Here is a 26485-nt window from a genome sequence, read left to right as displayed (position 1 = left end):
CATGCCCACGGCACACTCCCGGCATCCCTGCCCCTGCCGGCGTTGATCCAGCCGGACCTACGCTACGCGTGCACGGCCGCCGTTAACGCCGCAGGTAGGTGAAGCTGGCCTGCGGCCGGCCCACATAACAGGCATGGGTGAAGCCGTACTTCTGCATGATCGCCAGTGCCTGCTCGGCCTCAGCCTGCTTGTCCGCAAAGTCGAACAGCCAGTGACTGCCATCGGCGATCTTCCAGCGCCCGCCGGCCTCAGTGACGGCAAGATGGGCGTTGTTGAAGACCACGCAGTCCTCGCCGCGCATGCCGCCCATCGGCGCCACACCATTGACAAGTAGATAGGTCAACGACGGTTGCGGCCGGCCGACATAGCAGGTCTGATTCATGCCGTAATGGCGTAGGATGCGGTGCGCCTGCCGCGCCTCGTCTTGCCTGCCGGCAAAATCGAACATCCAGTGATTGCCCTCGGCGATCTTCCAGCGATTGTTGGCCTGGGTAACGGTGATGTCCGCCGGATTGAAGGCGATGCAATCCTCCTTGAGCGGAGTTGCCGGTGTCGCCGGAGCGACCACCCGCGGCTGCAGCGGTTTGAGCGGCGGCAACGGCTCCACCTGTACCGACTCCGGCAACGCCCCCACCCGCGTCCAGCGCGCCCCGCCGAAACCACCACTCTCGCGCGCGCGTTCCAGCACCCGCTCATTATCCTTGATGACCAGGCTCAACTTGCCCTGTCCCAGTGTCTGCCCCTTGGGTACGTCCAGCCAGTCGCCATTGATGCGTTCGCCGCGGATGGCGCCATGAAACACATTGGCCCAGCGGGGTTCGATGGCCTTTTGCTCACCATACCAGTGCAACTGATCGCCCATCTGGCGCAGGTAATACACGCCACCGTCGCTGCCCTGCCAGGTGCCGGTCAGGTCGGCCTGGGCCAACAGCGGCAGCAGCAACACTGCACACACTATCGAATGTATGGTTTTATCCATCACCAGCCCCTCCCGCGCAGAAACGGCACACGACGCCCCGGCACACCCGCTGGGGGCGGCCGGGGTCTCCCCAGCGATATACGGAAAAAGCGTAGTTGATTTGAACCCATATCGACCACGCCGTGAGCGCAGGCGGTAACTGTTGGGCTAGAGCAGCCCCTTCTCCACCGCGTAGCGCGTCAGCTCGGCATTGCCCTTCATGTGCATCTTCACCAGCAGGCGATAGCGATAGGTACTGACGGTCTTGGGGCTGAGGGCCATGAGGCTGGATATTTCAGACAGGGTGCGGCCGGTAGCGATATGGCGCAACACCTGGGTTTCGCGCTCCGACAATCCGGCGTGCAACGGCCTCGTGTCCTTGTCCGCAGCCTCATTTTTCTTGTCCACCAGTACCGCCAGCCTGGGGCTGAGGTAACGCCCACCGGCTGCCACCTGGCGGATGGCCTCGACCAGCATGACCGGTGCACTCTCCTTGGGCAGATAACCGGCGGCGCCGGCGCGCAACAGGCGCGGGCCGTACTCCTCTTCCGGGTGCATGGTGACGATGAGCACCGGCTTGCCGGGACACTCGCGCCGCAGCCGGGCCAGCACATCGGTGCCGTGCATACCGGGCATGGCGAGGTCCAGCAGCAAGACATCCCAGGCGCAGGACTGTGCCTGTGCCAAGGCCTCGGGACCGTCGGCGGCCTCGGCCACCACCGTCATGTCGGCCTCGTCGGCAATGATGTCGCGGATGCCGCGCCGTACGATGGCGTGGTCATCGACGATCAGGACGCGTATCAACAGTAACTCCTTTCAAAACAAACAGGCGATCGGACCGGAAATTATAGGGTATGGTGACTGCGGTGGCGTAAGTGAAAAGACCACTTCGCGCTGCGGGTGCCCCGCCACTGCTGTAACTGATAGAGACGCTACCAGGCCAAATTATTCCTGCCCCCTACGGAGGGGGCAGGGATGCATTCAGTCTGCGCGCAGGGCCGGCTGGCTGCGGTGCAGAAACCAGCGGTCCAGCACGACACGACGGGTAAAGGCAGGGTTGCCAAGCAAGCGACTGGCCAAAAAGCGCTTCACCGGTACCGGCAACCAGGGCAGCGCCGCAGGTGCGGACTGGCGCGGGCCAAAGCGCGCACGGAGTTTTTCTCCATACGCGGCAAGCTGCGCTGCCCGGTAATCACCCTGCGCCGCCGCGATCACATCGGCAGCCAGCAGGGCGGACTCCACCGCCGGGCGAATCCCCTCACCGCTCTGCGGATAGGCCAGACCGGCGGCATCACCGATGAGCAGCACGCCGTCGTCCACTACGCGACGTGGACGCCTTTGTGGAAAGAACAAATAGGCGTGACCGTGAAAGCGCTGCGGGATGTCAGCAGGGATCTTGCCTTGCTGTTGCAGCCAGGCGGTGAAGGCATGCACCGCGCCACCCAGCTTGCCGCCCGCCTCGCGGCCGAGGCCGATGTTGAGTACGCTACCCTTGCGAAACACCCAGCCATAGCCGTCCAACTCCGGGGTGAAAAACAGTTCCGGCGTATCGGGCGCCACGGAGCAGGCCGCGACCTGCTCCGGCGACAGTTCAAACTCCACTTCCTGCGCCGTCACCGGCCCCTCTTCCGGTCCCAGCGCCGCACCGAGGCGGCGCGCCACCGGGCAATAGTGCCCCCCTGCCCCAATCAGCAGCGGCGTGCGCAGATGGCCATTGACGATCCAGCCGTCCCCCCCGCGCTCCACGCTCTCCAAGCCCTCGCCCAACACCAGACGCGCGCCGCTGCGCTGCAACAGATAATCATCGAACTCGCGGCGGCGGATGCCGTAACTCACGGTCCTGCCGTAATCGGTGAGCACTTCGTCACCGCCGATGAGGCCGGTACGGAAACGATGGATCGGCTGCAGGGTGCGGCCGCGGGCGTAGTCGTCCAGGTTCAGTTGCAGGGTTTCCACCACCGCCGGGGTGATCCAGCCGGCGCACACCTTGTCGCGCGGGAAGGTCTTTTTGTCCAACACCACCACATCCATGCCGGACTGTTTGAGGCGCCAGGCCAGCGTGGAACCGGCCGGACCGCCGCCGACAATCAACGCATCACACGGCTCCATCGGCTCACCCCTTGTGCTGATGATTGTCGTAGAGGTGGGCCCGCGACCAGGGCAAGGCATTGTGCTGCGGCCGGGCGAACAGCACCTGGAACAATTGCAGGCTGCCGCTGGTAAAACTGGCGATGGACGAGGCCAGGTACAACCGCCAGGCGCGCACGAAGGCCGCATCGAACATCTGCTCCACCGCCTGCTCGTGAGCCGTGTAGCGCTCCAGCCAGTGCTCCAGGGTGCGGGCGTAGTGCAGGCGCAGGTTCTCCACGTCGAGCACGGAAAAATCATACGGCTCGAAGATCATCATCATCTCGCGCAACGTCGGCGGATAGGCGCCGGGGAAGATGCGCCGCTCGGCCCAGGCGCTCATCGGCTGCGCCTGGTTCTGGCCGATGGAATGAATGAGACCACGGCCATCCGGCTTGAGGGCACGGTCGATGACGCCGCCCAGGGCGTGATAGTGCTCGGCGCCGACATGCTCCAGCATGCCAACGGAAACGAAGGCATCGTATTCACCGGTGATGGTGCGGTAGTCGTCCAGTATGTATTCCACGCGATCGGCCAGTCCCTCGACAGCCGCCCGCTCGCGCGCATAGGCCACCTGCTCGGTGGAGATGTTGTAGGCCTTCACCTTGACGCCGTAATAGCGCGCCATGTGCCGTGCCAGCCCGCCCCAGCCGCAGCCGGCCTCCACCACCGTCTCGCCGGGCTTCAGTTGCAGCTTGCGGCAGATATGGTCCAGCTTGGCCAGTTGCGCCGCCTCCAGCGTCATCGCCGGGTCGGGGAAGTAGGCGCAGGTGTACTGCATCTGGTGGTCGAGCCAGAGGCGATAGAAACTGTTACCGATGTCGTAGTGATGATGGATGTTTTCGCGCGACCCGCGCAGGGTATTGCGACGCACCCGTTGCAGCCGCTCCAGCAGCTGGCGCCGCGTTGGGCTGCTCACCCGCGCCCGCGGGCGGTGGCGAAATACGGTGTCGAGGAACTCCACCAGGTCGCCCTCCACATCGATGCGGCCCAGGCTGTAGTCGTCACCAAAGTGCAGCATGGGATGGCGCACCAGGCGCCACAGGGCAAAGCGATCATGGATTACCACGGTGGTGCGCGCCTCACCCGGCACCGGTTCCATCTCGGCACCGTCCCAGAAACGCACCCGTATCGGCGGGTCGCCCAGACTGCGCAACAGCTGACGCATCAGCCAACGCTCCGGCGTCGCCACCTGGCCACGGCGTCCGGCCGCCGGAGAGGAGAAAGAAGGAATACCCAGGAATTCGGCTTTTTCCTGCTTCATCAGACCACACCTCCATCGCTTCCATGTCACCACAATCCTGTGGACCACGCGGCATTCACTCCGGTTCGGCGCCGCCGCGGACCGTCCAAAAAACCTAATCCACGATCCCGCTTAAGGCAAGAATCAGGGTTGATTCGCTATTGCAGCTCCTCCAGCGTACGGCGCGCCGCCGGCAGGCTGTCACCGGCCAGTTCCACCGCGCGGCGGGCGGCGGCCAGGGCCTCGGCCTTGCGCCCCAGGCGACCAAGGACATGGGCATGGTTGTTGTGGGCCACGGCGGCCTCGGGATGGGCGGCGATGGCAGCGGCAAAGGCCTGCTGCGCACCGGACAGATTGCCCTGGGCATAGCGGGCATTGCCCAAGCCGAGCAACGCCGGCAGGCTGGTGGGCCAGCGCGCCAGGGCCGTGCCGTAGGCGATTTCCGCCGCGGCCGCATCGCTGCGTTCCAAGACTGCCGCCGCCTCCAGATAGGGCAACTCGCGCGCCGTCGCCGGCAGGGTGTCGGGCGGCAACACCAACAAGGCCCAGCGTCCGGCCCGCGCCCAGGTACGGTCGAAGGTATCCAGGGCGGTGAGGTAGTCATGCGTCGTGCCGCTGTGCAGGGTGACGCTGCCCGCCGCCAGGTCGTAACCGATGAGCAGGGCGTAGTGCCAGCGTGGATACCAGGACAGGCCGAGGTTCTGCAACACCAGCACCGGCCGCCCCGCCGCCACTTCGCGCAAGGCCGCCTCCAGGGAGGGTTCCAGCACGTAGGCGATGCGCCCCGCCCCCCGCGCCGCCGCCACCAGTTCCAGTTGCAGGCTGCCCTCGCGCCCGGGCAGGTAGACCTGCGGCGCCAACGCCTCCGGTGTGACCGTCACGCCGGCGGCACCCAGCGCCCCGGCCAGGGCGGCCGGGCCGCAGTGGTGGAGCTCCTGCGGGAAAAACGGCGTATCCACATAGGCCTGCGCCGGCAGGCCCGCCCCCGGGCGCAGCGAGGACGACAGCGTGCTGCAACCGGACAACACCAGGGCCAGGAGCACGGCGATTCCGATCCCGGCGCCGTGGAACAACCGCATGAGATTTACTTCCGGCTACCGTCGGCGGTCTTCTTCACGAAGGGGAAAATGTCCGTATAGCCGAGGATGTCGGTGAACAGCAGCACCAGGAACACGAACACCGCGATGCCGAGCACATCACCGCCGGCCGGCAATTGCTCGATCTGGCCATTGAGTTGCAGCACCTCCGCATCGCTCAGGGCCGCCACGCGCTCGCGGGCCTGTGTCGCATCCACGCCATGGCGCTGCAATTGCGCCACCACGTCATCACGCGCCAGCAGCGCCGCCAGGCGCTCGCGCGCCGCGTCCACCGCCTGCCCCTGCGCCACCGCGGCCACCACCTCCCCGGTACCGACCAGGGCCGCCTGGGCCATGGGCACATGCACGCTGCCACCCGCCAGGGCCAGCGCCAACACCCCGCACACCGCCTGCTTCATTTGCATGACACGCTCCTCCTGAGTAGACAATGGCAATAGCATGGCCCAGGAAAGTCGTGCCTGCCATGCACTGAGTCACACAGCGCCGCGGCGCGCTGGTAAACTGCGCCGCCATGCTGAAACTCACCGACCTTTCCCTGCGCCGCGGTGCCCGCCTGCTGTTGGAGCACGTCGACCTCACCCTGCACCAGGGCCAGAAAGTGGGGCTGGTGGGCGCCAACGGCTGCGGCAAGTCCAGCCTGTTCGCCCTGCTGCGCGGGCTGCTGACCCCCGACGCCGGCGACCTGTCCCTGCCGCCGCGCACGGTCATCGCCCACGTCGCCCAGGAAACCCCGGCGGTGGAACGCAGCGCGGTGGATTACGTGATGGACGGCGACGCCGAACTGCGCGCCATCCAGCGCGAACTGGCCGTGGCGGAACAGGCCGGTGACGGCACGCGCCAGGCGGAGCTGCTGCTGCGGCTGGAAAATATCGACGGCTATACCGCCCGCGCCCGTGCCGGCCGCCTGCTGCACGGCCTCGGCTTCACGGCGGAACAGGAAGATCTGCCGGTGACCCGCTTCTCCGGTGGCTGGCGCATGCGCCTCAACCTCGCCCAGGCCCTGATGTGCCGCTCCGACCTGCTGCTGCTGGACGAACCCACCAACCACCTCGACCTGGACGCCGTGCTGTGGCTGGAGGAGTGGCTGCGCGCCTATCCCGGCATGCTGATCCTGATCTCCCACGACCGCGACTTCCTCGACGCCGTGGTACACCACATCGTCCACATCGAACGCCAGCAGGCCACGCTCTACGCCGGCAACTACTCCGATTTTGAACTGCTGCGCGCCGAGAAGCTGGCACTGCAACAAGCGGCCTTCGAGAAGCAGCAGCGCGAGGTGGCGCACATCCGCAGTTATGTGGATCGTTTCCGCGCCCAGGCCACCAAGGCGCGCCAGGCGCAGAGCCGCCTCAAGGCGCTGGCGCGCATGGAACTGATTGCCCCGGCCCACGTCGACTCGCCGTTCCACTTCAGCTTCCGCGCTCCGCACAAGCTGCCTGCGCAGCTGCTGCGCCTGGAACAGGTGACGGCGGGCTACGGTGACCATCTGGTGATTGGCAATACCGACCTGGTACTCACCCCGGGCGAACGCATCGGCCTGCTCGGCCCCAACGGCGCCGGCAAATCCACCCTGATCAAACTGATGGCCGGTGACCTCACACCGCGCAGCGGCGCACGGCAGGAGGCGCAGGATCTGCGCATCGGCTACTTCGCCCAGCATCAGCTGGAACAGCTGCGCGGCGATGACACCCCGCTCAATCACCTGCAACGCCTCGACCCCAAGGCGCGCGAACAGGACCTGCGCGACTACATCGGCGGCTTCGGTTTCAGTGGCGAGCAGGCCGATAGCCTGGTCGCCCCGTTCTCCGGGGGCGAGAAGGCGCGTCTGGTACTGGCCCTGCTGGTCTACCAGAGGCCGAATCTGCTTCTGCTGGACGAACCCACCAACCATCTCGATCTGGAGATGCGCCACGCCCTCACCCTCGCGCTGCAGGACTTCGCAGGCGCCATGGTGGTGGTATCGCACGACCGGCACCTGCTGCGCAGCGTCACTGACCAGTTGTTGCTGGTGGCCGACGGCAAGGTGGCGCAATACGACGGCGATCTTGATGACTACCGCCAATGGCTGGCAGAGAGACGCAGCCGCAGCGAGGGAGCGAATGACGCCGCCGCCGAACATAGCGCCGCGGCGCGCAAGGAAAAGCGCCGCCTCGACGCCGAACAGCGCCAGAAATTGCAGCCGCTGCGCAAGGAATTGCAAAAGCTGGAAGGTCAACTGGACAGACTCAACAGCCAGAAGAACGCGTTGCAGCAACAACTGGCCGACCCGGCGCTGTACGAAGCGGCTGCCAAAGACCGCCTCAAGGCCCTGCTGCTGCAACAGGCACAGCTGGACCAGGAACTGGGCACGGTGGAGGAACGCTGGCTGACCCTGAGCGAAGAGCTGGAAGCCGCCCAGGGATAACTTGTGGCAGCGGCCCAATTTGAGTAGCTTGGTACCATGTCCGCCCACGACAGCTATCGCCGATGAAAAACTGGCTCATCCAGCTCAGAGCCGGCCGCCTGATCATTGCCACCGTGGTTCTGGCGGTGCTGCTGACGGAGGTCATACTCATCGCCCTCGGCCTCGTGCTGTATGACGAAATCCGCCGTGACTATCTCGCCACCGGTTTTGTCATCGCCGCCATCGTTTCCTTCATCGTGGTGGCTATCCTGCAATCCATCGTGCGTGCCCTGCAACGCGCCGATGAACAGCTGCTGGAGCGTACGCTGTACCTGGACAGCATTCTGCAGTCCACCGGCGACACCTTGATCATCGCCCTCGACACGGCGTTCCGCGTCAAATACCTCAACGCCATGGCGGAACAGGTGCTGGATATCAGCATGAAGAAGGCGCAGGGCCATCGCATCAACGAATTGGTCGACGGCGTGCGCCGCGAACACTTCGAGGAGGCGATGCGCGCCGTCAGTCCGGGCCGCGGCCACAGCTTCCAATTCAGCTATGAGCTGGAAGACGCCACCCACTATTTCGAGGCCACGCTGACCGAGATCCTGCACCGCGGCCAACTGGCGGGCTTTCTGCTGGTGGCCCACGACGCCACCGACCGCAAGCTGCTGGAGGAGACCCTGCGCAATCTGTCCTATCAGGACGGCCTCACCGGTATCTCCAACCGCCGCCGCTTCGATGAGAAACTGGAAGAGGAATGGCGCCGTACCGCACGCGAGCATCAGCCCATCTCGCTGATCATGCTCGACATCGATTTTTTCAAGAACTACAACGACCTCTACGGCCATCCCGCCGGTGACGAGTGCCTGAAGAAGATCGCCCGTGTGCTGATCGAAACCGTCGCCCGCCCCGGCGACATCGCAGCCCGCTACGGCGGCGAGGAGTTCGCCGCGATCCTGCCCAATACCTCGCTGCTCGGCGCGGAAAAGCTGGCCGAACAGATCCGCGCCCATGTGGAGGCACTGGAACTGCCCCACGCCAATTCCACCATCAGCCCCTGGGTCACCGTCAGCGTCGGCCTGGCCACCCGCATCCCGGCCAATGGCGAGGATTTCATCATCCTGCTGGAGGGTGCCGACCGCGCCCTGTACAAGGCCAAGCAGCAGGGCCGCAACCGTGTGGTGGTGGACCACCACTGAGGCACCACAAAAACCAGGCAGCGCCCCATGCCGTGCGGTATCCTATGCGCCATGGACGAACGACTCACCGACCTTGAAATCCGCCTCGCCCACCTGGAGGCCGCCATCGACGAACTGACGCAGACCGTGCTGCGCCAGCAGCAGGCGCTGGCTGCCACCGAGGAGCAACTGGAGTTCGTCAAATCCCTGCTCGGCGAGTTGAGCCCGGCGGCGGTGCGGCCGCTGTCGGAAGAGACGCCGCCACCCCACTACTAGGAAACACCCGAACAACCACGGAGGACACGGAGAAATGTGAATTGCTTCGTGCCAACCCGGCGCCGAAACGTGGCGGCGAGCTCTTTGCCCTCGATTTGGCTACGAAGCTACTATGCACTCCGTGTCCTCCGTGGTTAATTTTTGGTCGTATCGACAATGAAATTCTTCGCCACTACCCCGCGCGGTCTCACCGCCGCCCTCGCCGATGAACTGCGCCGCCTGGGCGCGGAGAAGGTGCAGCCGGGCGGTTCCGGCGCCACCTTCGAGGGCAGTCTGGAAACCGCCTACCGCATCTGCCTGTGGTCGCGCCTGGCCAACCGCGTGCTGTTGCCGATCACCACGGTGCGGGCACCGACGCCGGAATGGCTGTACGACGCGGTGAAGGAAATCCGCTGGGAGAAACACATGCGCTCCAGCGGCAGCCTGGCCATCGACATCACCAGCAGCGATGCGGCGATCTCCCACAGCCAGTACGCCGTGCTGAAGACCAAAGACGCCATCGTCGATCGCTTCCGCGACCTGTTCGGCGAGCGTCCCTCCATCGACACCGAAATCCCTGACCTGCGTCTGCACCTGCACCTGCGTGGCGAGCAGGCGCGCATCTCCATCGACCTGTCCGGCGGCAGCCTGCACAAGCGTGGCTACCGCCGCGAGAGCGTGACGGCGCCGCTGAAGGAAAACCTTGCCGCCGGCATCCTGCAACTGGCCGGCTGGCCCGCCATCGCGGCACGCGGCGGCGCCCTGCTCGACCCCATGTGCGGCTCCGGTACCCTGCTCATCGAAGGCGCCCTGATGGCGGCCGACATCGCGCCGGGCTTGCAGCGCGACTATTTCGGCTTTATGTACTGGCGTCGTCACGAACGTGAGGTGTGGGAAAAACTCATCGAAGAGGCCAAGCAGCGCCGCGCCGAAGGACTGAAAACTCTGCCACCCATCTATGGCTGGGATCAGGACGAGGCCGCCGTCGCCGCAGCGCGCGCCAACATCGATCAGGCCGGCCTGTCCGACTACATCCAGGTGGAGCGCCGCGCCCTCGCCCCCGGCCTGCGCGCGCTGCTGCCGGAGGATATCCAGCCCGGCCTGCTGGCGGTGAATCCGCCCTACGGCGAGCGCATCGGCGAGATCAACGCACTGCGCGCCGACTATGCAAGCCTGGGCGAGATCGTGCGCGATGAACTGGCCGGCTTTCACTTGAGCCTGTTCACCGGCAATCCCGAACTGGCCGGCTACCTGCCGCTGCCGCAGCAGCTCAGCATCGCCCTGTACAACGGCCCCATCGAATGCCAGTTGTTCAACTACGCGCCGGCAGGAAGCACAGGAGACAAGCCGGCGCTGTCCGCCGGCGCAGAAAGCTTCGCCAACCGCCTGCGCAAGAACCTCAAGCATCTCGGCCGCTGGGCCGAGCGCAGCGGCGTCGATTGCTATCGTCTGTACGACGCCGACCTGCCCGAGTATGCCGTCGCCATCGACCTCTATCACAGCGAAAAGCTGTGGGTGCATGTGCAGGAATACCAGGCACCGAAGAGCATCGATCCGGCCCGGGCACAGCAACGCCTGCGCGAGGCCCTCGGTGTGATCCCGATGCTACTCGACATCCCGCCGGCACAGATGCACTTCAAGGTACGCCAGCAGCAGAAGGGGCGCGCGCAGTATGAAAAGCTGGCCGAGCGCGGCCGCTTCCACGAGGTGCGCGAGGGGCGCTGCCGCCTGCTGGTGAACTTCACTGACTACCTCGACACCGGGCTGTTTCTCGATCACCGCATCACGCGCCAGATGATCGAGGACGCAGCCGCAGGCAAGCGCTTTCTCAATCTGTTCGCCTATACCGGCAGCGCCAGCGTGCACGCCGCCGTGGGCGGCGCCAAGGCGACCACCACGGTGGACATGTCCAAGACCTATCTGGGCTGGGCCGAGCGCAACATGCAGCTGAACGGCTTTGCCGGCAAGGAACATGAATACATCCAGGCCGACTGCACCGCCTGGCTGCAGGACGAAGCGGCGCTGGGCCGGCGCAAGTACGATCTGATCTTCATCGACCCGCCCACCTTCTCCAACTCCAAGCGCATGGAGGACGTCTTCGATGTGCAACGCGATCACGTCTGGCTCATCCGCCAGGCGCTGCAACTGCTGGCACCGGGCGGCACGCTGTATTTCTCCAACAACTACCGCCGCTTCAAGCTGGATGAAGAGGCGCTGGCCGGCCTATCGGTCGAAGACATCACCGGCAAGACTATCCCGGAGGATTTCAAGCGGAACGGAAAGATACATCAGTGCTGGAAGATCGTAGCAGGGTAACCGCAGCTCAGGCGGCTGTCACCGCCAATGCGCGCAAAGCCTCGACCACGGCGGCCCGATCCGGCTTACTCAGATATTTCAGGTTCACCGCACGATCCCCCATCATCCCGAGTCCGATATCGATACGCCCGCGCGGGCGAACGGTGAGAGAGGTCAATTCACCAGCCTGTATCACCATGAAGTTTGGCCTGCCAAAACGCAGCCGTTCCAGCAGGATAACCGCATCCGCCGTCACGGTTGCAAACGGCACGCGGAACAGGTTGATCACCCAGGACAGGGTAAACAGCAACCACAGCAGGGCGATCAACGCGGCCAGGTGCAGATCGTTGTCCACGTAAAACCAGGTTGCCCGCAGCAACAACAACGACAAGGCAATCCACACCAGCCGGCGCAGGGGCGTGGCGTAATAGCGAATCGTGGTTCCGGTCTCTGGCTGCTGCGACACACGACACCTCTGTGATGGGTGATGCCCGGCGTGGGGCGGAATGCCAAGAATATACGAGCCGGGCATCGCCGCGCAGCCGACCAGCCTAAATCTCCATGGGCTGCCGCCTGTCGGCATGCCGGTGCCATGACATTTCACAATGTTCTTCACCGCCCCGGCACGGCGGAAGAATATGGCACCGCGTCGTTGAACTATCCTGCGTTCGTGGCATCCTACCCCACGACACCCTACATAATCACACCATAACGCGCATATGCCATCCGGCCGCGCCACGGGAAACCACCATGGAAAAACACCTGGGTCAAAAGATCTCCTTCGCCTTCGCCATTTTGTGCTACCTCGCCGCTGCCGCCTGTACCGCCGCTGCCATCCTGTATCCCGGCGATGCCAACGATCCGATCCGTGCCGCCTTCATGGCCTCGGTGGTGTTCTTCGTCGGCTGCGGCATCGTGCTGCACGTCATCGGCACCGCCCGTCTGAAAGGCCTCATCTCCGGCGATAAACCAGACACCGCCAGCTAACCGCAGCGCTCCACCCTTACTCCTGCCGCGCCGGCATGGGCGCGGCTATGGTATTGTTCGCGCCAGCCGGCAGCGTACCGGCAAATCACCATAGCGAACACCCGGAGCACCTTGTGGAAGACCATGCCATCCCCCACCTGCGCGAAATCGTGCTGTTCCTCGTTGCCGCCGGCATCGTGGTACCGCTGTTCCACCGCCTGCGCATCAGTCCGGTACTGGGCTATCTGATCGTCGGCGGCCTCATCGGCCCCTATGGCCTCGGCCTGTTCGTCAACGACATCAGCTGGCTGTCCTATCTGGTCATCGGCGACATCCACGGCGTGCAGGCGCTGGCGGAGCTGGGCGTGATTTTCCTGATGTTCATGATCGGCCTCGACCTGTCACTGGATCGCCTGTGGGCGATGCGGCGCTGGGTGTTCGGCCTGGGCAGCCTGCAGGTGGTGGTCACGGCCACGGTGATCGGCGCCATCGCCTGGGGCTTCGGCAACACCCCCGGCGCCTCCATCGTCCTCGGCGCCTGCCTGGCGCTGTCGTCCACTGCCATCGTCATGCAGCTGCTCATCGAGCGGCGCCAACTCGGCACGCCGCTGGGCCGCTCGAGCTTTTCCATCCTGCTGATGCAGGACCTCGCCGTGGTGCCGATCCTGTTCCTGGTCGGCGTACTCGGCACCAAGCTGGAAGGCGGCCTGGAACTGGCCCTGCTCATGGCCCTGGGCAAGGCGGTGGTGGTGATCGTCGGCATCTATCTGGTGGGACGCATGATCCTGCGCCCGCTGTTTCACATGGTGGCACGCACGCGCAACGTGGAGATGTTCATGGCCGCTACCCTGCTGATGGTGATCGGCTCATCCGCGCTCACCGGCATGGCTGGCCTGTCCATGGCGTTGGGCGCTTTCCTCGCCGGCCTGCTGCTGGCGGAGACCGAATTCCGGCACGAGATCGAAGTGGACATCGAACCATTCAAGGGCCTGCTGCTCGGCCTGTTCTTCATGTCGGTGGGTATGGGCATCGACTACCGCGTGGTGGGCCAGGAGGCGTTCTGGATCGGCGCCTCGGTGCTGGGTCTGTTCGTGCTCAAGTCGGTGATCACCGCCAGCCTGTGCCTGGCCTTCGGCCTGCCGCGCCACACCTCGCTGGAAACCGGTCTGCTGCTCGGCCAGGGCGGCGAGTTCGCCTTCGTGGTGGTGGGACTAGCGATGACGCTGAAACTGATTCCCGCCGACGTCGGCCAGTTCATGCTCATCGTCACCGGCCTGACCATGGTAGTGACGCCGCTGGTGGCGCATACGGCGGGCAAGCTGGCGGCGAAACTGGAGCCGCCCACCACCACCGCGGCGCAGGAGGGTGATCTGCAAGGGGTCGGCACGGTGGAGGGACATGTGGTGATCTCCGGCTTCGGCCGCGTTGGTCGCATCCTCGGCCGCACGCTAGACGCCGACGGTATCCCCTACCTGGCGCTGGACACCGACGCCAATGGCGTCGCCGTTGCACGCGCCCAGGGCATGCCGGTGTACTACGGCGATGCGGCCCGACTGGAGATGCTGCGCCGCGCCCATGTCGATACTGCACGCGCGCTGGTGATCACTATGGACAATCCCGGCGCAGCGGAACATGTGGTGCGCGTGGTGCATGCTGAATGGCCGCACCTGCCCATCGTCGCCCGTGCCCGTGACGCAGCACATGCCTCACGTCTGCTCGGTTTCGGTGCCAGCGAGGTGATCCTGGAAACGGTGGAGGCCAGCCTGCAGCTGTCCGGCCGCATCCTGCAACTGGCCGGCACGCCGGAAGAGGTCGCACGCCGGCGCATTGATGCGCAGCGTGAAATGGAACTGGCGGCGGTGCGCCGGCAGTAATGATTTGGAGTCCGCCATCCGCCATCAATGACGGCGCGGCTTGCCTTCCTGCACCACCCCATCAAGGTAATACCAGCGCCCGTCTTCGCGCACGAAGCGGCTCACCTCATGCAGACGCCCCGCCTTGCCGTTCAGCTTGCAGCGGGCAACGAACTCCACCTCACCTGTGCTGTCCCCTGCGCCGCCGTGACTGCCACGCACATCCAGGCCCAGCCAGTGCAACTTGGGGTCCAACACCAACTCCGCCGGCCGCGTCGCAGGGTGCCAGGTGGCCAGCAGGTAATCCACCTTGCCCAGCACGAAGGCGGCATAGCGCGAGCGCATCAGCGCCTCGGCGGTGGGTGCCACGGCGCCGGCATGGTATTGGCCGCAACACTGCGCATAGTCCTTGCCGCTGCCGCAGGGGCATGGGGCGGTTGTCATGGCCTACTCCCAGCGGAACAGCCAGGCACCGATGGCAAGGAAACCCACCGTCATTGCCAGCAGCGCACCGAGCTGCGGCGCGATGGCGGCAAGCGTGGCGCCGTCCAGCATCACCGCGCGCGCCGCCGCGATCATGTGGGTGAGCGGAAACACCAGTGCCAGCTGCTGCACCAGCGGGTGGGTGCCCTCCAGCGAGAACCAGACACCGGAGAGAAACATCATCGGCCAGCTGATCAGGTTGAGCAGCCCCTCGGCCAGCTCTTCGCTGGCGAGGCGCGCGGCGATCACCAACCCCATGCTGATCATGCAGATGGTGCCCATGGCGAAGGCAACGAACAGGGTGAGATAGTCGCCGTACATGGCGAAATCGACGAACAAATGGGAACCGAAGAACACCACCACGGTAACGGCCAGGATCAGCCACAGGCGCGAGGCGATTTGCGCCGCGAGGAATTCGATGGCCGACAGCGGCGTGGCCTTGAGACGCTTGAGCACGCCGTTTTTGCGGTAGCGCACGATGACGAAACCGACGCCGTACAGCGCGCTGAACATGATGTTCATGCCGAGCACGCCGGGGATCAGCCAGTCCACGTAGCGGATGACGCGCCCGCTCACCACCTCCTTGCGCAATTCGCCGCCGTCACTGCCCAGCAGCACCCGCTCCAGCAACTGACCACGCGGTGACTCGTCGTTGACCCAGTAACGCCCGTTGCTCACATCGACCAGCAGATCGAGCCGGTGGCGCTCTACCTTGGTGACGGCGGCGGGCAGGTCATCCACGGCGATGAATTGCACGTGCGGTGTGGTGTAGAAGCCCTTCGCCGGCATTGCGCCGGATACGCCCACCTTGTATAGCGGCGCCGGTTCGCCGGAAAAGGCGAAGGCAAATCCGGCAACGATGAATACCGGGAACAGCAGATTCCAACCCAGCGCAGCACGATCGCGCAGGAACTCCTTGTTGCGCGCAATGAACACCGCCAGTAAACGCTTCATCATCAGGTACGCAACTCCTTGCCGGTGAGTTCCAGGAACAGGTCGTCGAGGGTACGGGCGCGGATGCGCAGCCGATCCAGCGACACACCGCCAGCCAGCAACCGCTGCACCGTGGCGGTCACTTCGCTGGTGAGTATTTCCACGCTGTCGCCGCAATCGAGCACCGTGAGGTCCGCCGTGCAGCCAACACTGAAATCGCTCTTGGGCAGTTGCAGCACCACGTCGTGAAAATGACGCGCCAGCAGCTCATCGGGCGAGCCCTGGGCGATGATGCGTCCGTGATCCATGATGATGATCTCGTCGCACAGTTCGTAGGCCTCTTCCATGTAATGGGTGGTGAGCAGCACGGTCTTGCCGCCCGCCTTGATCCGGCGCACCAATTCCCACAGCTTGCGCCGCGCCTGCGGGTCGAGGCCGGTGGTGGGCTCGTCGAGAAACACCACCTCCGGGTCGTTGACCAGGGCGATGGCCAGCAGCAGACGCTGGCGTTGGCCGCCGGACAGCTTGCGCGTGTCGCGGTCGAGGAAATCACTCAGGGCACAGGCCGCGATGAGTTCGTCCAGCGCCGCGCCATGATCGTACAGGCTCTGGAACAGGCGCAGCGTTTCGCGCACGGTGATGAATTCCTGCAATGCGGTGGACTGGAACATGATGCCGGCCTCATGCCGGAAACGCGGGCCGAGCGGCTCGCCCTTGTAGCGGATGCTGCCGGAGGTGGGCGCCTTGATGCCTTCCAGCATCTCCACCGTGGTGGTCTTGCCGGCGCCGTTGGGGCCGAGCAGGCCAAAACAGGAGCCCCGTGGAATGCTGAAGCTGATGCCATCCACCGCGCGCACGCCCAGATAGTGCTTAACCAGATTATCGACTTCGATCAACGCGGACATGACATCGGGCAGGCAGAAAACGGAGGCCAAGTCTTGCCCGTCGGCCCGATGCTGTCAACCGCGCCGCGCCGCATCGCGGCCGCGCCCGGCACCGAACAGCGTTGCCATCTGCGGGCGGAACAGCTGATAGTTGTTGCGCCCGGCCTGCTTGGCCGCATACATCGCCGCGTCGGCATTGCGCAACAGCATCGCCTCGTCATGGGCGTCCTCCGGGAACAGGGCAATGCCGATACTGACGCCCACGCTCAGCTCGTGCCCCTCCACCTGGAACGGCCGGGCGAAGGCGGCGATGATCTTGTCGGCCACCTGCACCGCATCCGTCGGCCCGCTCAGGCTGGTGAGGATGATGGTGAATTCATCGCCACCCAGCCGCGCCACGGTATCGCTTTCGCGCACACACAGACGCAGCACATCGGCAATCACCCGCAACAGGCTGTCACCCACCGCATGGCCATGGGTATCGTTGACCGGCTTGAAGCGGTCCACGTCGAGAAACAGCAGGGCCAGTACGCGCTGCTCGCGCCGTGCCTGCACCAGGGCGTTGTGCAGACGGTCGTGGAACAGCTCGCGGTTGGGCAGATCGGTCAGCGCGTCGTAGTAGGCCAGGCTGTGCAGGCGCTGACGCACATGCTCCTGGGTGACGATGTCGGAAAATATGCCGGCATAGTGCAGCACGCGGCCCTGGGCGTCGCGGATGGCGACGATGTTGAGCCATTCCAGATAGATCTCGCCATTCTTGCGCCGGTTCCAGATCTCGCCCTGCCAGCGGCCCTGCTGCGTGATGTCGCGCCACATCTCCTGATAGAACGCTGCATCGTGCCGCCCCGAGGCCAGCAGGCGCGGCGTCTGCCCCAGCACCTCGGCCTCGCTGTAGCCGGTGGTGGTGGTGAAGGCCGGGTTGATGGAACGGATACGCAGATCGGCATCCGTGATCATCACCCCATCCGGTGTGTTGTCGATCACCTTGGCGGCCAGCTGCAACTCCTCCAGCGCCTCGCGCCGCTCGTGGGTGGCGGCGATCAGAATCAGCCCGGTCACCGGACCGAGCACGGCAAAGCCCTGCAAGCTGAGCTGGGTTGCCAGTTCCGATGGCGCGACGAGGGGGCCGGATCCGTTTCCCGTGTGATAGGCGGCCACCAGGCCGGTGATCAGGGTCAGGGTGGTCATGCCGCGCACCTCCAGCCGCAACGCCGCCCAGATGAAAAAAATCAGCAGCACGAAGTCCTGCGAACCGCTCGCCGGAGAGGCGCCAAAGACCCAGTGACTGACCAGCAGCACCAGCAGCGCCATCAGCGCCAGCTCCGCCCCCCGCCCCGCGGGTGCGGCATAGGCAGGGTTGGTCCAGGCCAGCACGGCGGGCGTGAACAGCAAGATGCCGGCCATGTTGCCCAGCCAGCACATGGGAAGCAGTGGCCAACCCGCCTGTCCTGGGCCACCGCCCCACACCACGCCTTCGAACAAAGCCACCGGCAGGGTCGCCACCGCCAGCGCCAGCAGGGAGCGGATGATGTCGGCTATATGGCAAAGAGGCAGTTCACTGCTCACCCAGCGCCGGATCAGCCAGGCCGCCAGCAGCGCCTCGGCCACGGCACCCGGGGCGAACCAGAGCAGGGCGGCAGGGATGGGTTCAACCAACAGCGGCGCAAGAACCGCACCCAACGCAATGCCCGGCCAGAGCCCGTACCCCAACCGCAGCACGGCAGCCACGGCAAAACCGGCGGGCAACCAGAGGGGGGCCACGGTGGCATGTGGAGAGGCCAGATACAGGCTCAACCACACCAGGGCGCCATAACCAACAGCCACCCCCAACCACGCCACCGGCAACCAAAGGCCTTGTGCCTGTATCACACTGCGCGCTGCCATAGGATTTCCCTTCCTGTTGCGCCGGGTTCTGGACGAACCGCGAAGACTGAAAATACGACTCCTGCAGCAAATAGTAGACTATTTCACACGGGTATCAGGCAAAGTGGCGAAGCCCCCGGCAACCCCATGGTTGAATGGCCTGCAGCCCGCCGCCATGTGGACACCATGCGCCGTCTCGAGCAGCTCAACTTCAGCAACAGCTACGCCCGCCTGCCGGCCCCCTTCCACAGCCGCCTGCAACCGACGCCGCTGGAAGGTACGCGCCTGCTCAGCTTCAACCCAGCCGCCGCGGAACTGCTCGACCTCGACCCGGTGGAGGCATTGCGCCCCGAGTTCACCCGCTGGCTGTCCGGCCAGGCGCCGCTGCCCGGCAGCGAGCCGCTGGCCGCACTCTATGCCGGGCACCAGTTCGGCCACTACGTGCCGCAACTGGGCGACGGCCGGGCGATCCTGCTCGGCGAGGTGCAGAACCGGCGCGGTGAACGCTGGGAGGTGCAGTTGAAGGGGGCCGGACCCACCCCCTACTCGCGCCGCGGCGACGGCCGCGCCGTGCTGCGCTCGAGCATCCGCGAATACCTGTGCAGCGAGGCCATGCACGGCCTCGGCATCCCCACCACCCGCGCCCTGTGCCTGTTCGGCAGCGACGAGGAGGTGGGGCGCGAGGAGATGGAAACTGGCGCCCTGCTGGTGCGCCTGGCCCCCAGCCATGTGCGTTTCGGCTCCTTCGAGGTGTTCTACTACCGCCGTCAGTTCGACCACCTGCGCCGCCTGGCCGACTACGTCATCGCGCACCATTACCCGGAACTGCGTGAGGATGAAAACCCCTATCTCGCCCTGTTCCGTGAAGTGACCGCGCGCACTGCACGCCTCATCGCCCAGTGGCAGGCCGTCGGTTTCGCCCATGGCGTGATGAACACCGACAACATGTCGATCCTCGGTCTCACCCTGGACTACGGCCCCTACGCCTTTCTCGACGACTTCGACCCGGCTCTGGTCTGCAACCACTCCGACTACCAGGGCCGCTATGCCTTCGACCGCCAGCCCGATATCGCCCACTGGAACCTGAGCCGCCTAGGCCAGGCCCTGCTGCCCCTGCTGGGGGAGCCGGCGGAAAGCGGCGTGGAACAGGCCAATGCGGTGCTGGATACCTACGCCCCGGCCTTCCACGCCCATTACCAGGCATTGATGGCCGGCAAGCTGGGCCTGCACGAACAACGAGCGGGCGATGCGCCCTTGCTGCACGACCTGCTGCAACTGCTCGCTGCCCAGCACACCGATTACAGCAACTTCTTCCGTACCCTGGGCCGCTTCGACAGCGCCCCGGAGGCATGCAATGAGCCGCTACGCGATCTGTTCGTGGAGCGGGAGGCCTTCGACCGCTGGGCGCAGGACTACCGCACCCGTCTCCGCGCCGAGCAAAGCGACGATGCCGTACGCCACCGCGCCATGGATCGCATCAACCCCAGGTACGTCCTGCGCAACTACCTCGCCCAGCAGGCCATCACCCGCGCCCAGCAAGGGGACAACGGCGAAATCGACCACCTGCTGCACCTGTTGCAGGCGCCCTTCGACGAGCACCCGGGGCAGGAGGCCTATGCCGCCCCGCCGCCGGACTGGGGCCGCCGGCTGACCATCAGCTGCTCGTCCTGAGGCTGGAAAACCCTGCCCCTTTGGGCTAATAATCGGATCCCCAACCCCTGTGGACGGCACCGATGCAAAACTCCCTGCGCCCCCTGCTGCAACATCCGGAGTTCCGCGAAGGGCGCGACTGGCGCCGTGTCCGCTTCAACACCAATGAGTACATCTTCCGCGAAGGCGACCCGGCCGACACCCTCTATCTCATCGAGAGCGGCGCAGTACGCATCATCGCCGACCTGGAACTGGAGGAAGGGCGCCACATCCACCCCGGGGTGTGCGATCTGGAGGCCGGCGAGGTTTTCGGGGAACTGGCACTGTTCGACTGCCAGACGCGCTCCGCCTCGGTGATGGCAGTCAGCGACTGCGAATTGCTCGCCTTTGACGGCGAACACCTGCTCAATTTTCTCGACAGCCATCCCGCCGACGGCTACGCCGTGCTGCGCGAGCTGATCACTGCCCTGGTCAAGCGCCTGCGCAACACCAACCGCAAGCTGTTCTCCATCCTGGCCTGGGGGCTGAAGGCACGCGGTCTGGATCAACATCTTTGATCAATGTCATGCCCACGGCGGCGCCGCCGTGGTCAAATGCTGCTATGGTGTGAACCACGCCTGAATCCTGCGACTCCAAGGAGAACATGAACATGCACAAACGCGCCCCCTGGCTGCTGGCCCTGTGCTGTGCCTTGATCGGCATCAACGCCCATGCCTTCACGCCGGTCCAACATGAGGCCATCATCCGCCTGGGTGAACTCAATGGCGTCGCGCTGCAATGCGGCTATGTTGCAGACACGCGGCGCATGAAGAAGGCGCTGATCGATGCGGTGCCCAAGGTGGCGCAGTTGGGCGATCTGTTCGAGGATGCGACACAAAAGAGCTTCCTCAACATGGTGCAGAAAAATCTGCCCTGTCCCAACCTGGCCCCCTTCCGCACCGAGGTGGATGGCGCCGTCACCGCGTTGCACCGTGTCTTTGGCGAGACCAAACCGTAGAGGAATTGTTGTTATGGCACGTGCGCTGTTGCTGCTGACGATGTTGCTGCTGTCCCCGCTGCTGGCCGCCGCAGAGGGAGAGTCCCCCATCAACGGCCGTTTCATGCTGATGAACCACTACGGGGAAATGGTCACCGATCGTGACTTCGGCGATCGCTATCAACTCATCTACTTCGGCTACACCTACTGCCCCGACGTCTGCCCCTCGGCGCTGATGGTGATCACCCAGGCCCTCAAGCTGCTCGGCGATGACGCCGCGCGCATCCAGCCGCTGTTCATCAGCGTCGATCCGGAGCGCGACACGCCGCAGGTGCTGCGTGAATATGTGTCCTACTTCCATCCCAGCATTGTCGGCCTCACCGGTTCGCCGGAGCTGATTGCCCGCACCGCCAAGAACTTCCGCGTCAGCTATGAAAAGGTGCTGGTGCCCGGCATGCCGCCGGATCAGTACCAGATGGACCACTCCGCCGGCGTGTTCCTGCTCGCGCCCAACGGCCGCTTCCTGGTCAAGTTCGCCCACGGCATGCTGTCCAAGGACATGGCCGCGCGCATCAAGGATTTTCTCTGACGCTGCAGTTACTCGATCTTGATGTAGGCGAAGCCCTCTTTCTGCTGCAACTGCGCGATGCGTACCACGCCGGAAGGAATCAACTCCACCTGGCTGTACAGCTTGTCCTCGGCCAGACCGATCTGGCTGCGCGTAATGTTGCACAGCTCCAGCTTGACGTTGTGCATCTCCGCCAGGGTGAGCAGGCGGCCGCGCAGGTTCTCGCGCTGCTCGGCCAGCTGCTTGTCCTCGGCAAAGGGCGTGCCGGTCAGCTTGTCATCGGTGACGAAGCGCACACCGTGGGCGACGAACACGATGCGTACGTCGTACTCAATGAATTCATTGGCGTAGAGATTGACCATGTTGTTGATGCTGGTCAGCATGGCGCTGAACCGGCGCGGGTCGGAAAAATCGGCGTGGTAGACCACCTTGGCCTCCGCCTCGGCCCGCGCCTGCGGCGCCGCCAGGGCCAGCAACACCACCATGCCGCACAGGGCCAGCAGCCAGCCGGCACGGTGGCCGCGGGACAGGGATAGCGCTCGGGAAACCGGGATGTGGGACATGGCGTCATTCTCCTCCTTGTTGGGTACGGGGCCTGGGGATACCGCCCCCAGTCTAATGAAGGTTGCAGCACGACAGCATTTCATTCCCCGGCACGGTGGCCAGAAATGAAAAAGGGCCGCAATCGCTTGCGGCCCCTGCTTCCAGTCGGAACAAATGTATGGTGGCTACGCTCAGAATCGAACTGAGGACCCCAGCATTATGAGTGCTGTGCTCTAACCAGCTGAGCTACGTAGCCGAGAGGTAAATCGTGGGCCGGACGGCCCGAAAAGAACGGCAATTGTCCGGATCGGGGCGCCCCTTGTCAAGGCGCCCCACAGCCTCAGACGTTGAAGCGGAAGTGCATGACGTCGCCGTCCTGTACCACGTATTCCTTGCCCTCCAGGCGCAGCTTGCCGGCCTCTTTCGCGCCCTGCTCGCCGTTGTACTTGATGAAGTCTTCGTAGGCGATGACCTCGGCACGAATGAAGCCGCGCTCGAAGTCGGTGTGGATGACGCCCGCGGCCTGCGGTGCGGTGGCACCTACCGGGATGGTCCAGGCACGCACCTCCTTCACACCGGCGGTGAAGTAGGTCTGCAGGCCGAGCAACTTGTAACCAGCACGGATGACGCGGTTCAGGCCCGGCTCCTCCAGTCCCATCTCGGCCAGGAACACCTGCTTCTCTTCATCATCGAGCTCTACCAGCTCCGACTCGATGGCGGCACACACCGCCACCACCACCGCGCCTTCCTCCTCGGCCCGCTGACGCACCGCATCGAGATAGGGATTGTTGTCGAAGCCGTCTTCCGCCACGTTGGCGATATACATGGTGGGCTTGATGGTAAGCAGGTGCAGATCGTAAATCAGCTTCTGCTCGTCCTCCGACAGCCCCATGGCATGCACCAGCTTGCCGGCGTCGAGCTGGGTCTTCACCCGCTCCAGCACTGCCAACTTGGCCTTGGCGTCCTTGTCACCGCTTTTGGCTACCTTGGCCACGCGCAGAATGCCCTTCTCCACCGAGTCCATGTCGGCCAGGGCCAGCTCGGTGTTGATCACCTCGATGTCATCCAGTGGGCTGACCTTGCCGGCCACATGCACCACGTTGCCATCCTCGAAACAGCGCACCACATGGGCGATGGCATCGGTTTCGCGGATATTGGCGAGGAACTTGTTGCCCAGGCCCTCGCCCTTGGAGGCACCGGCCACCAGGCCAGCGATGTCGACGAACTCCATGGTGGTGGGCAGCACGCGCTGCGGCTTGACGATGGCCGCCAGCGCGTCCAGTCGCGGGTCCGGCATCGGCACCACACCCACGTTGGGCTCGATGGTGCAGAACGGATAGTTGGCCGCCTCGATGCCCGCCTTGGTCAGGGCATTGAACAGGGTGGACTTGCCGACGTTGGGCAGACCGACGATACCGCACTTGAATCCCATAACCTTTCACCCTAACCACGGAGGACACGGAGGGCACGGAGAACCAAATGGCGACTCTCCTGATGCCGTCGCGAATCTTGCGCGTATTGAAGTTAATTAAGAACCCCCATTTGAAACCCAGAAGTTTCAAATAGGTAATCATCTGCGCCACATGAATACCGTTCAAAGCCCGGACACACTTGAACTCCAGTAACAGACTTCCTTCGACCACAATATCTGCTCGAAATCCCAACCCCAGTTCCTGCCTACGGTAAAAGATTTCGATAGGAACCTGTACCCGCGCCTTCAGTCCGGCATCGACCAGTTCGATGGTCAAGGCACGCTCATACACTCACTCAAGCAAACCCGGCCCAAAGGCCGTGTGCAGGCATCCAGGGCCGCTTATATTACGTTCTCCCCACACTGTTTCACCGTTAGACCCTCCGTGTCCTTCGTGCCCTTCGTGGTCAGTCTTTCTTGCTATGCAGCCTGTTCATGGCGCGCGCCATCTCACCCTGCAGGATCAGCGGCAGGGTTGCGACCGCCTCGGCGATGGCCTCGTCAATCAGGGAACGTTCGCTCTGCGGTGGCTTGCCCAGTACGAAGCCGGTGACCTGGCTGGCGTGGCCGGGATGGCCGATGCCGATGCGCAGGCGCAGAAAATTGTTGCCGCCCATCAGGCTGCCGATGTCGCGCAGGCCGTTGTGGCCGGCATGACCACCGCCCTGCTTGAGCCGCGCCACGCCGGGCAGCAGATCCAGCTCGTCGTGGGCAACCAGAATGTTTTCCAGGGGAATCTTGTAGAACCGTGCCAGTGCCGCCACGGCCTGACCGCTGCGGTTCATGAAGGTCAGCGGCTTGAGCAGCCAGACCTCGTGACCATCGAGACGCACCTTGCACGCCTCGCCATGAAACTTGGATTCATGTTTGAGGTTGCCGCCCGCACTATGTGCCACGGCATCCACAAACCAGAAGCCGGCGTTGTGCCGCGTCTGTTCATACTCGGCCCCGGGATTACCGAGACCAACGATGAGCTGAACAGGCGCGGACACAGACGCCGGCTTTGGTTGGCTGCACGATGAAGGCGATTAGGCGCCTTCACCCTCCGCTGCCGCCGCACCACCTTCCTCGGCCACGGTGGCACGGGTGGCATGCACGCCGCCGACCGGCAGGTCGTGGCCGTGGGCCAGCTCGACCAGCTCGACACCGGCGGGCAGCTTCAGCTCGGACATGTGGATGGAGTGGTTCAGCGTGCAGTTGGACAGATCCACCTCGATGAACTCCGGCAGATCCTTGGGCAGGCAGCTCACTTCCACTTCGTTCATGTTGTGGGTGACGATGCCGCCACCAACCTTCACGCCCGGGGCCACGTCGCCGCCGACAAAGTGCAGCGGCACATGCATACGGATCTTCTCCTTGGCGCTGACGCGCTGGAAGTCCACGTGCATGATGATCGGCTTCACCGGATGACGCTGCAGATCCTTCAGCACGGCCTGCTCGGCCTTGCCATCTACATTGATGGTGAGGATGTGGGAATAGAAGGCCTCGTTCTCCAGGTGATGGAACAGGTCATTGTGATCCATGGTCACGGAGGTAGCATCCTTGTGACCACCGTACAGCACGGCAGGAACCTTGCCTTCGCGACGCAGGCGGCGGCTCGCACCTTTCCCCAGATCGTTGCGCAGGCTGGCTTCCAATACGAAATCATTCTTCATTACGGTTACTCCAGGTTGGTGTTACAACGGCCTGGCCTTGCGGCCGGACCAAACTGCCTCCCCCGCGACCAAGGGAGGCTAACAACAGACCAACGCACCCTGGGCGCGTCAGTCCATATACAGCGAACTGACCGACTCTTCGTTGTTGATGCGGCGCATGGTCTCCGCCAGCATCTCGGCGATGGACAGCACACGGATACGGCTGCAGGCGCGCGCCTCCGGCCGCAACGGTATGGTGTCGGTCACCACCAGCTCGTCGAGCTGGGAGTTTTCAATGTTCTGCACCGCCGGCCCGGACAGCACGGCATGGGTCGAATAGGCCTTCACCTTGGCGGCGCCGTGTTCTTTCAGCGCCTTGGCCGCCTTGCACAGAGTGCCGGCGGTATCCACCAGGTCATCTACCAGGATACAGGTGCGGCCCTCGACCTCACCGATGATATGCATCACCTGCGACTCGTTGGCGCGCGGCCGGCGCTTGTCGATGATCGCCAGGTCCGCATCGTCCAGCCGCTTGGCGAGGGCACGGGCACGCACCACGCCGCCCACGTCGGGCGACACCACCACCACATCTTCCTGGTGGTTGTTCTTGCTGCGCCACACGTCGCCCAGCAGGATCGGCGAGGCATACACGTTGTCCACCGGGATATCGAAGAATCCCTGAATCTGGTCGGCGTGCAGGTCCACCGTCAGCATGCGGTCGACGCCAACGCCGGTGAGCATGTTGGCCACCACCTTGGCGGTGATGGGCACGCGCGCCGAACGCGGGCGGCGATCCTGGCGCGCATAACCGAAATACGGCACCACGGCGGTGATGCGGCCGGCGGAGGCGCGGCGCAGCGCATCCACCATCACCATCAGTTCCATCAAGTGATCATTGGTCGGGGCGCAGGTGGGCTGAACGATGAACACGTTCTTGCCGCGCACGTTCTCCAGAATTTCCACCATGATCTCGCCGTCGCTGAACTGACCAACCACGGCCTTGCCCAGCCGCAGGCCGAGATAGGCCGCGATGTCCTGTGCCAGCTGCGGGTTGGCGTTCCCCGCGAAGACCATCATTTCGGAAACCATGGTTTCTCTGCTCTCTAAATGCGCGGCGAAATC

At 64.5% G+C, this 26485-nt stretch carries 26 protein-coding genes, 1 tRNA gene and 1 pseudogene; 10 read left to right on the top strand and 18 right to left on the bottom strand.

Annotation, left to right across the window (positions count from 1 at the left end; genetic code table 11):
• Window positions 1-82: 82 nt before the first annotated feature.
• The 6 genes from ACMV8A_RS02415 to ACMV8A_RS02390 all read right to left on the bottom strand — a co-directional run bounded on the left by ACMV8A_RS02415 (window position 83) and on the right by ACMV8A_RS02390 (window position 5829).
• Window positions 83-979 (bottom strand): hypothetical protein, encoded by an 897-nt coding sequence (locus ACMV8A_RS02415; RefSeq protein ID WP_495324134.1) that lies wholly within the window; start codon window positions 977-979, stop codon window positions 83-85.
• A gap of 147 nt (window positions 980-1126) precedes the next feature.
• A complete protein-coding gene (locus tag ACMV8A_RS02410; protein ID WP_495324133.1) occupies window positions 1127-1762 on the bottom strand; it encodes a response regulator in 636 nt (211 codons plus the stop codon).
• Between the two features lie 177 nt (window positions 1763-1939).
• Window positions 1940-3067, bottom strand: coding sequence for an NAD(P)/FAD-dependent oxidoreductase (locus ACMV8A_RS02405; RefSeq protein ID WP_495324132.1), 1128 nt, complete (start codon window positions 3065-3067; stop codon window positions 1940-1942).
• Window positions 3068-3071: 4 nt separating this feature from the next.
• On the bottom strand, window positions 3072-4349 hold the full coding sequence (locus ACMV8A_RS02400; protein WP_495324131.1) for a class I SAM-dependent methyltransferase: 1278 nt from the start codon (window positions 4347-4349) through the stop codon (window positions 3072-3074).
• Window positions 4350-4486: 137 nt separating this feature from the next.
• Window positions 4487-5371 (bottom strand): PA2778 family cysteine peptidase, encoded by an 885-nt coding sequence (locus ACMV8A_RS02395; protein WP_495324130.1) that lies wholly within the window; start codon window positions 5369-5371, stop codon window positions 4487-4489.
• A gap of 41 nt (window positions 5372-5412) precedes the next feature.
• Complete coding sequence (locus ACMV8A_RS02390; protein WP_495324129.1) at window positions 5413-5829, bottom strand: PA2779 family protein; 417 nt, start codon at window positions 5827-5829, stop codon at window positions 5413-5415.
• A gap of 107 nt (window positions 5830-5936) precedes the next feature.
• On the opposite strand from ACMV8A_RS02390, the gene ACMV8A_RS02385 reads away from it, so the two are divergent.
• From ACMV8A_RS02385 to rlmKL, 4 genes are all read left to right on the top strand, one after another.
• The gene (locus ACMV8A_RS02385) at window positions 5937-7829 is read left to right on the top strand and encodes an ATP-binding cassette domain-containing protein (protein WP_495324128.1); all 1893 of its coding nucleotides are present in this window, start codon (window positions 5937-5939) and stop codon (window positions 7827-7829) included.
• Window positions 7830-7891: 62 nt separating this feature from the next.
• Entirely contained in the window at window positions 7892-9010 is a 1119-nt protein-coding gene (locus tag ACMV8A_RS02380) for a GGDEF domain-containing protein (protein WP_495324127.1), read from the top strand.
• A gap of 51 nt (window positions 9011-9061) precedes the next feature.
• Window positions 9062-9265 (top strand): SlyX family protein, encoded by a 204-nt coding sequence (locus ACMV8A_RS02375; protein WP_495324126.1) that lies wholly within the window; start codon window positions 9062-9064, stop codon window positions 9263-9265.
• Window positions 9266-9421: 156 nt separating this feature from the next.
• Complete coding sequence (gene rlmKL, locus ACMV8A_RS02370) at window positions 9422-11560, top strand: bifunctional 23S rRNA (guanine(2069)-N(7))-methyltransferase RlmK/23S rRNA (guanine(2445)-N(2))-methyltransferase RlmL (RefSeq protein ID WP_495324125.1); 2139 nt, start codon at window positions 9422-9424, stop codon at window positions 11558-11560.
• Between the two features lie 7 nt (window positions 11561-11567).
• On the opposite strand, the gene ACMV8A_RS02365 is transcribed toward rlmKL, so the two are convergent.
• Window positions 11568-12155: a hypothetical protein gene (locus ACMV8A_RS02365; protein ID WP_495324124.1), complete on the bottom strand. Its 588-nt coding sequence runs from the start codon at window positions 12153-12155 to the stop codon at window positions 11568-11570.
• A 134-nt stretch (window positions 12156-12289) separates the two neighbouring features.
• On the opposite strand from ACMV8A_RS02365, the gene ACMV8A_RS02360 reads away from it, so the two are divergent.
• Both ACMV8A_RS02360 and ACMV8A_RS02355 read left to right on the top strand, forming a co-directional pair.
• Window positions 12290-12526, top strand: a complete 237-nt coding sequence (locus tag ACMV8A_RS02360; protein WP_495324123.1) for a hemerythrin family protein — start codon at window positions 12290-12292, stop codon at window positions 12524-12526.
• A gap of 113 nt (window positions 12527-12639) precedes the next feature.
• On the top strand, window positions 12640-14379 hold the full coding sequence (locus tag ACMV8A_RS02355) for a monovalent cation:proton antiporter-2 (CPA2) family protein (RefSeq protein WP_495324122.1): 1740 nt from the start codon (window positions 12640-12642) through the stop codon (window positions 14377-14379).
• Window positions 14380-14403: 24 nt separating this feature from the next.
• Here the strand turns inward: ACMV8A_RS02355 and ACMV8A_RS02350 are convergent, their stop codons facing one another.
• From ACMV8A_RS02350 to ACMV8A_RS02335, 4 genes are read right to left on the bottom strand one after another with little or no spacing between them, the layout of a single operon-like run.
• Complete coding sequence (locus tag ACMV8A_RS02350) at window positions 14404-14802, bottom strand: YchJ family protein (RefSeq protein WP_495324121.1); 399 nt, start codon at window positions 14800-14802, stop codon at window positions 14404-14406.
• A 3-nt stretch (window positions 14803-14805) separates the two neighbouring features.
• On the bottom strand, window positions 14806-15798 hold the full coding sequence (locus ACMV8A_RS02345; RefSeq protein WP_495324120.1) for an ABC transporter permease: 993 nt from the start codon (window positions 15796-15798) through the stop codon (window positions 14806-14808).
• Window positions 15798-16679 (bottom strand): ABC transporter ATP-binding protein, encoded by an 882-nt coding sequence (locus ACMV8A_RS02340; protein WP_495324119.1) that lies wholly within the window; start codon window positions 16677-16679, stop codon window positions 15798-15800. The genes ACMV8A_RS02345 and ACMV8A_RS02340 overlap by 1 nt, the downstream gene beginning before the upstream one ends.
• A 54-nt stretch (window positions 16680-16733) precedes the next feature.
• Window positions 16734-18542, bottom strand: a complete 1809-nt coding sequence (locus ACMV8A_RS02335) for a diguanylate cyclase domain-containing protein (RefSeq protein WP_495324118.1) — start codon at window positions 18540-18542, stop codon at window positions 16734-16736.
• 165 nt (window positions 18543-18707) lie between these two features.
• Between ACMV8A_RS02335 and ACMV8A_RS02330 the strand changes: the two genes are divergently transcribed.
• From ACMV8A_RS02330 to ACMV8A_RS02315, 4 genes are all read left to right on the top strand, one after another.
• Window positions 18708-20192, top strand: a complete 1485-nt coding sequence (locus tag ACMV8A_RS02330; protein WP_495324310.1) for a protein adenylyltransferase SelO — start codon at window positions 18708-18710, stop codon at window positions 20190-20192.
• A 62-nt stretch (window positions 20193-20254) separates the two neighbouring features.
• Entirely contained in the window at window positions 20255-20728 is a 474-nt protein-coding gene (locus ACMV8A_RS02325; RefSeq protein ID WP_495324117.1) for a cyclic nucleotide-binding domain-containing protein, read from the top strand.
• Window positions 20729-20820: 92 nt separating this feature from the next.
• On the top strand, window positions 20821-21168 hold the full coding sequence (locus ACMV8A_RS02320) for a hypothetical protein (RefSeq protein ID WP_495324116.1): 348 nt from the start codon (window positions 20821-20823) through the stop codon (window positions 21166-21168).
• 13 nt (window positions 21169-21181) lie between these two features.
• Window positions 21182-21736: an SCO family protein gene (locus ACMV8A_RS02315; protein ID WP_495324115.1), complete on the top strand. Its 555-nt coding sequence runs from the start codon at window positions 21182-21184 to the stop codon at window positions 21734-21736.
• An 8-nt stretch (window positions 21737-21744) separates the two neighbouring features.
• Here ACMV8A_RS02315 and ACMV8A_RS02310 read toward each other — a convergent pair whose 3' ends face one another.
• The 7 genes and pseudogenes from ACMV8A_RS02310 to ACMV8A_RS02280 form a co-directional block, all read right to left on the bottom strand.
• Window positions 21745-22200, bottom strand: a complete 456-nt coding sequence (locus tag ACMV8A_RS02310; RefSeq protein ID WP_495324309.1) for a DsrE family protein — start codon at window positions 22198-22200, stop codon at window positions 21745-21747.
• A 237-nt stretch (window positions 22201-22437) separates the two neighbouring features.
• Window positions 22438-22514 (bottom strand) — tRNA-Met (locus ACMV8A_RS02305).
• Between the two features lie 84 nt (window positions 22515-22598).
• Window positions 22599-23690: a redox-regulated ATPase YchF gene (ychF, locus tag ACMV8A_RS02300; protein ID WP_495324114.1), complete on the bottom strand. Its 1092-nt coding sequence runs from the start codon at window positions 23688-23690 to the stop codon at window positions 22599-22601.
• A gap of 64 nt (window positions 23691-23754) precedes the next feature.
• A pseudogene (locus tag ACMV8A_RS02295) lies at window positions 23755-24021 on the bottom strand (GxxExxY protein); the annotation flags it as partial.
• A 115-nt stretch (window positions 24022-24136) separates the two neighbouring features.
• Complete coding sequence (gene pth, locus ACMV8A_RS02290) at window positions 24137-24721, bottom strand: aminoacyl-tRNA hydrolase (protein ID WP_495324113.1); 585 nt, start codon at window positions 24719-24721, stop codon at window positions 24137-24139.
• Between the two features lie 36 nt (window positions 24722-24757).
• On the bottom strand, window positions 24758-25384 hold the full coding sequence (locus tag ACMV8A_RS02285) for a 50S ribosomal protein L25/general stress protein Ctc (RefSeq protein WP_495324112.1): 627 nt from the start codon (window positions 25382-25384) through the stop codon (window positions 24758-24760).
• A 108-nt stretch (window positions 25385-25492) separates the two neighbouring features.
• Window positions 25493-26452, bottom strand: coding sequence for a ribose-phosphate diphosphokinase (locus ACMV8A_RS02280; RefSeq protein WP_495324111.1), 960 nt, complete (start codon window positions 26450-26452; stop codon window positions 25493-25495).
• Window positions 26453-26485 lie beyond the last annotated feature (33 nt).

The sequence above is a fragment of the Sulfurivermis sp. genome (assembly GCF_059410345.1).
Note: the sequence above shows the minus strand (reverse complement) of the source record. Positions and strands in the feature narration are given on the sequence as shown.

Coding starts and splice junctions, on each gene's coding strand:
- ACMV8A_RS02335 (WP_495324118.1), bottom strand. CDS start 18,542: ATGGCAGCGCGCAGTGTGATACAGGCACAAGGCCTTTGGTTGCCGGTG.
- ACMV8A_RS02405 (WP_495324132.1), bottom strand. CDS start 3,067: ATGGAGCCGTGTGATGCGTTGATTGTCGGCGGCGGTCCGGCCGGTTCC.
- ACMV8A_RS02390 (WP_495324129.1), bottom strand. CDS start 5,829: ATGCAAATGAAGCAGGCGGTGTGCGGGGTGTTGGCGCTGGCCCTGGCG.
- ACMV8A_RS02315 (WP_495324115.1), top strand. CDS start 21,182: ATGGCACGTGCGCTGTTGCTGCTGACGATGTTGCTGCTGTCCCCGCTG.
- ychF (WP_495324114.1), bottom strand. CDS start 23,690: ATGGGATTCAAGTGCGGTATCGTCGGTCTGCCCAACGTCGGCAAGTCC.
- ACMV8A_RS02345 (WP_495324120.1), bottom strand. CDS start 15,798: ATGATGAAGCGTTTACTGGCGGTGTTCATTGCGCGCAACAAGGAGTTC.
- ACMV8A_RS02285 (WP_495324112.1), bottom strand. CDS start 25,384: ATGAAGAATGATTTCGTATTGGAAGCCAGCCTGCGCAACGATCTGGGG.
- ACMV8A_RS02375 (WP_495324126.1), top strand. CDS start 9,062: ATGGACGAACGACTCACCGACCTTGAAATCCGCCTCGCCCACCTGGAG.
- ACMV8A_RS02360 (WP_495324123.1), top strand. CDS start 12,290: ATGGAAAAACACCTGGGTCAAAAGATCTCCTTCGCCTTCGCCATTTTG.
- ACMV8A_RS02380 (WP_495324127.1), top strand. CDS start 7,892: ATGAAAAACTGGCTCATCCAGCTCAGAGCCGGCCGCCTGATCATTGCC.
- ACMV8A_RS02385 (WP_495324128.1), top strand. CDS start 5,937: ATGCTGAAACTCACCGACCTTTCCCTGCGCCGCGGTGCCCGCCTGCTG.
- ACMV8A_RS02350 (WP_495324121.1), bottom strand. CDS start 14,802: ATGACAACCGCCCCATGCCCCTGCGGCAGCGGCAAGGACTATGCGCAG.
- ACMV8A_RS02400 (WP_495324131.1), bottom strand. CDS start 4,349: ATGAAGCAGGAAAAAGCCGAATTCCTGGGTATTCCTTCTTTCTCCTCT.
- ACMV8A_RS02310 (WP_495324309.1), bottom strand. CDS start 22,200: ATGGTGGTGTTGCTGGCCCTGGCGGCGCCGCAGGCGCGGGCCGAGGCG.
- ACMV8A_RS02330 (WP_495324310.1), top strand. CDS start 18,708: ATGCGCCGTCTCGAGCAGCTCAACTTCAGCAACAGCTACGCCCGCCTG.
- ACMV8A_RS02320 (WP_495324116.1), top strand. CDS start 20,821: ATGCACAAACGCGCCCCCTGGCTGCTGGCCCTGTGCTGTGCCTTGATC.
- ACMV8A_RS02415 (WP_495324134.1), bottom strand. CDS start 979: ATGGATAAAACCATACATTCGATAGTGTGTGCAGTGTTGCTGCTGCCG.
- ACMV8A_RS02280 (WP_495324111.1), bottom strand. CDS start 26,452: ATGGTTTCCGAAATGATGGTCTTCGCGGGGAACGCCAACCCGCAGCTG.
- ACMV8A_RS02340 (WP_495324119.1), bottom strand. CDS start 16,679: ATGTCCGCGTTGATCGAAGTCGATAATCTGGTTAAGCACTATCTGGGC.
- ACMV8A_RS02325 (WP_495324117.1), top strand. CDS start 20,255: ATGCAAAACTCCCTGCGCCCCCTGCTGCAACATCCGGAGTTCCGCGAA.
- rlmKL (WP_495324125.1), top strand. CDS start 9,422: ATGAAATTCTTCGCCACTACCCCGCGCGGTCTCACCGCCGCCCTCGCC.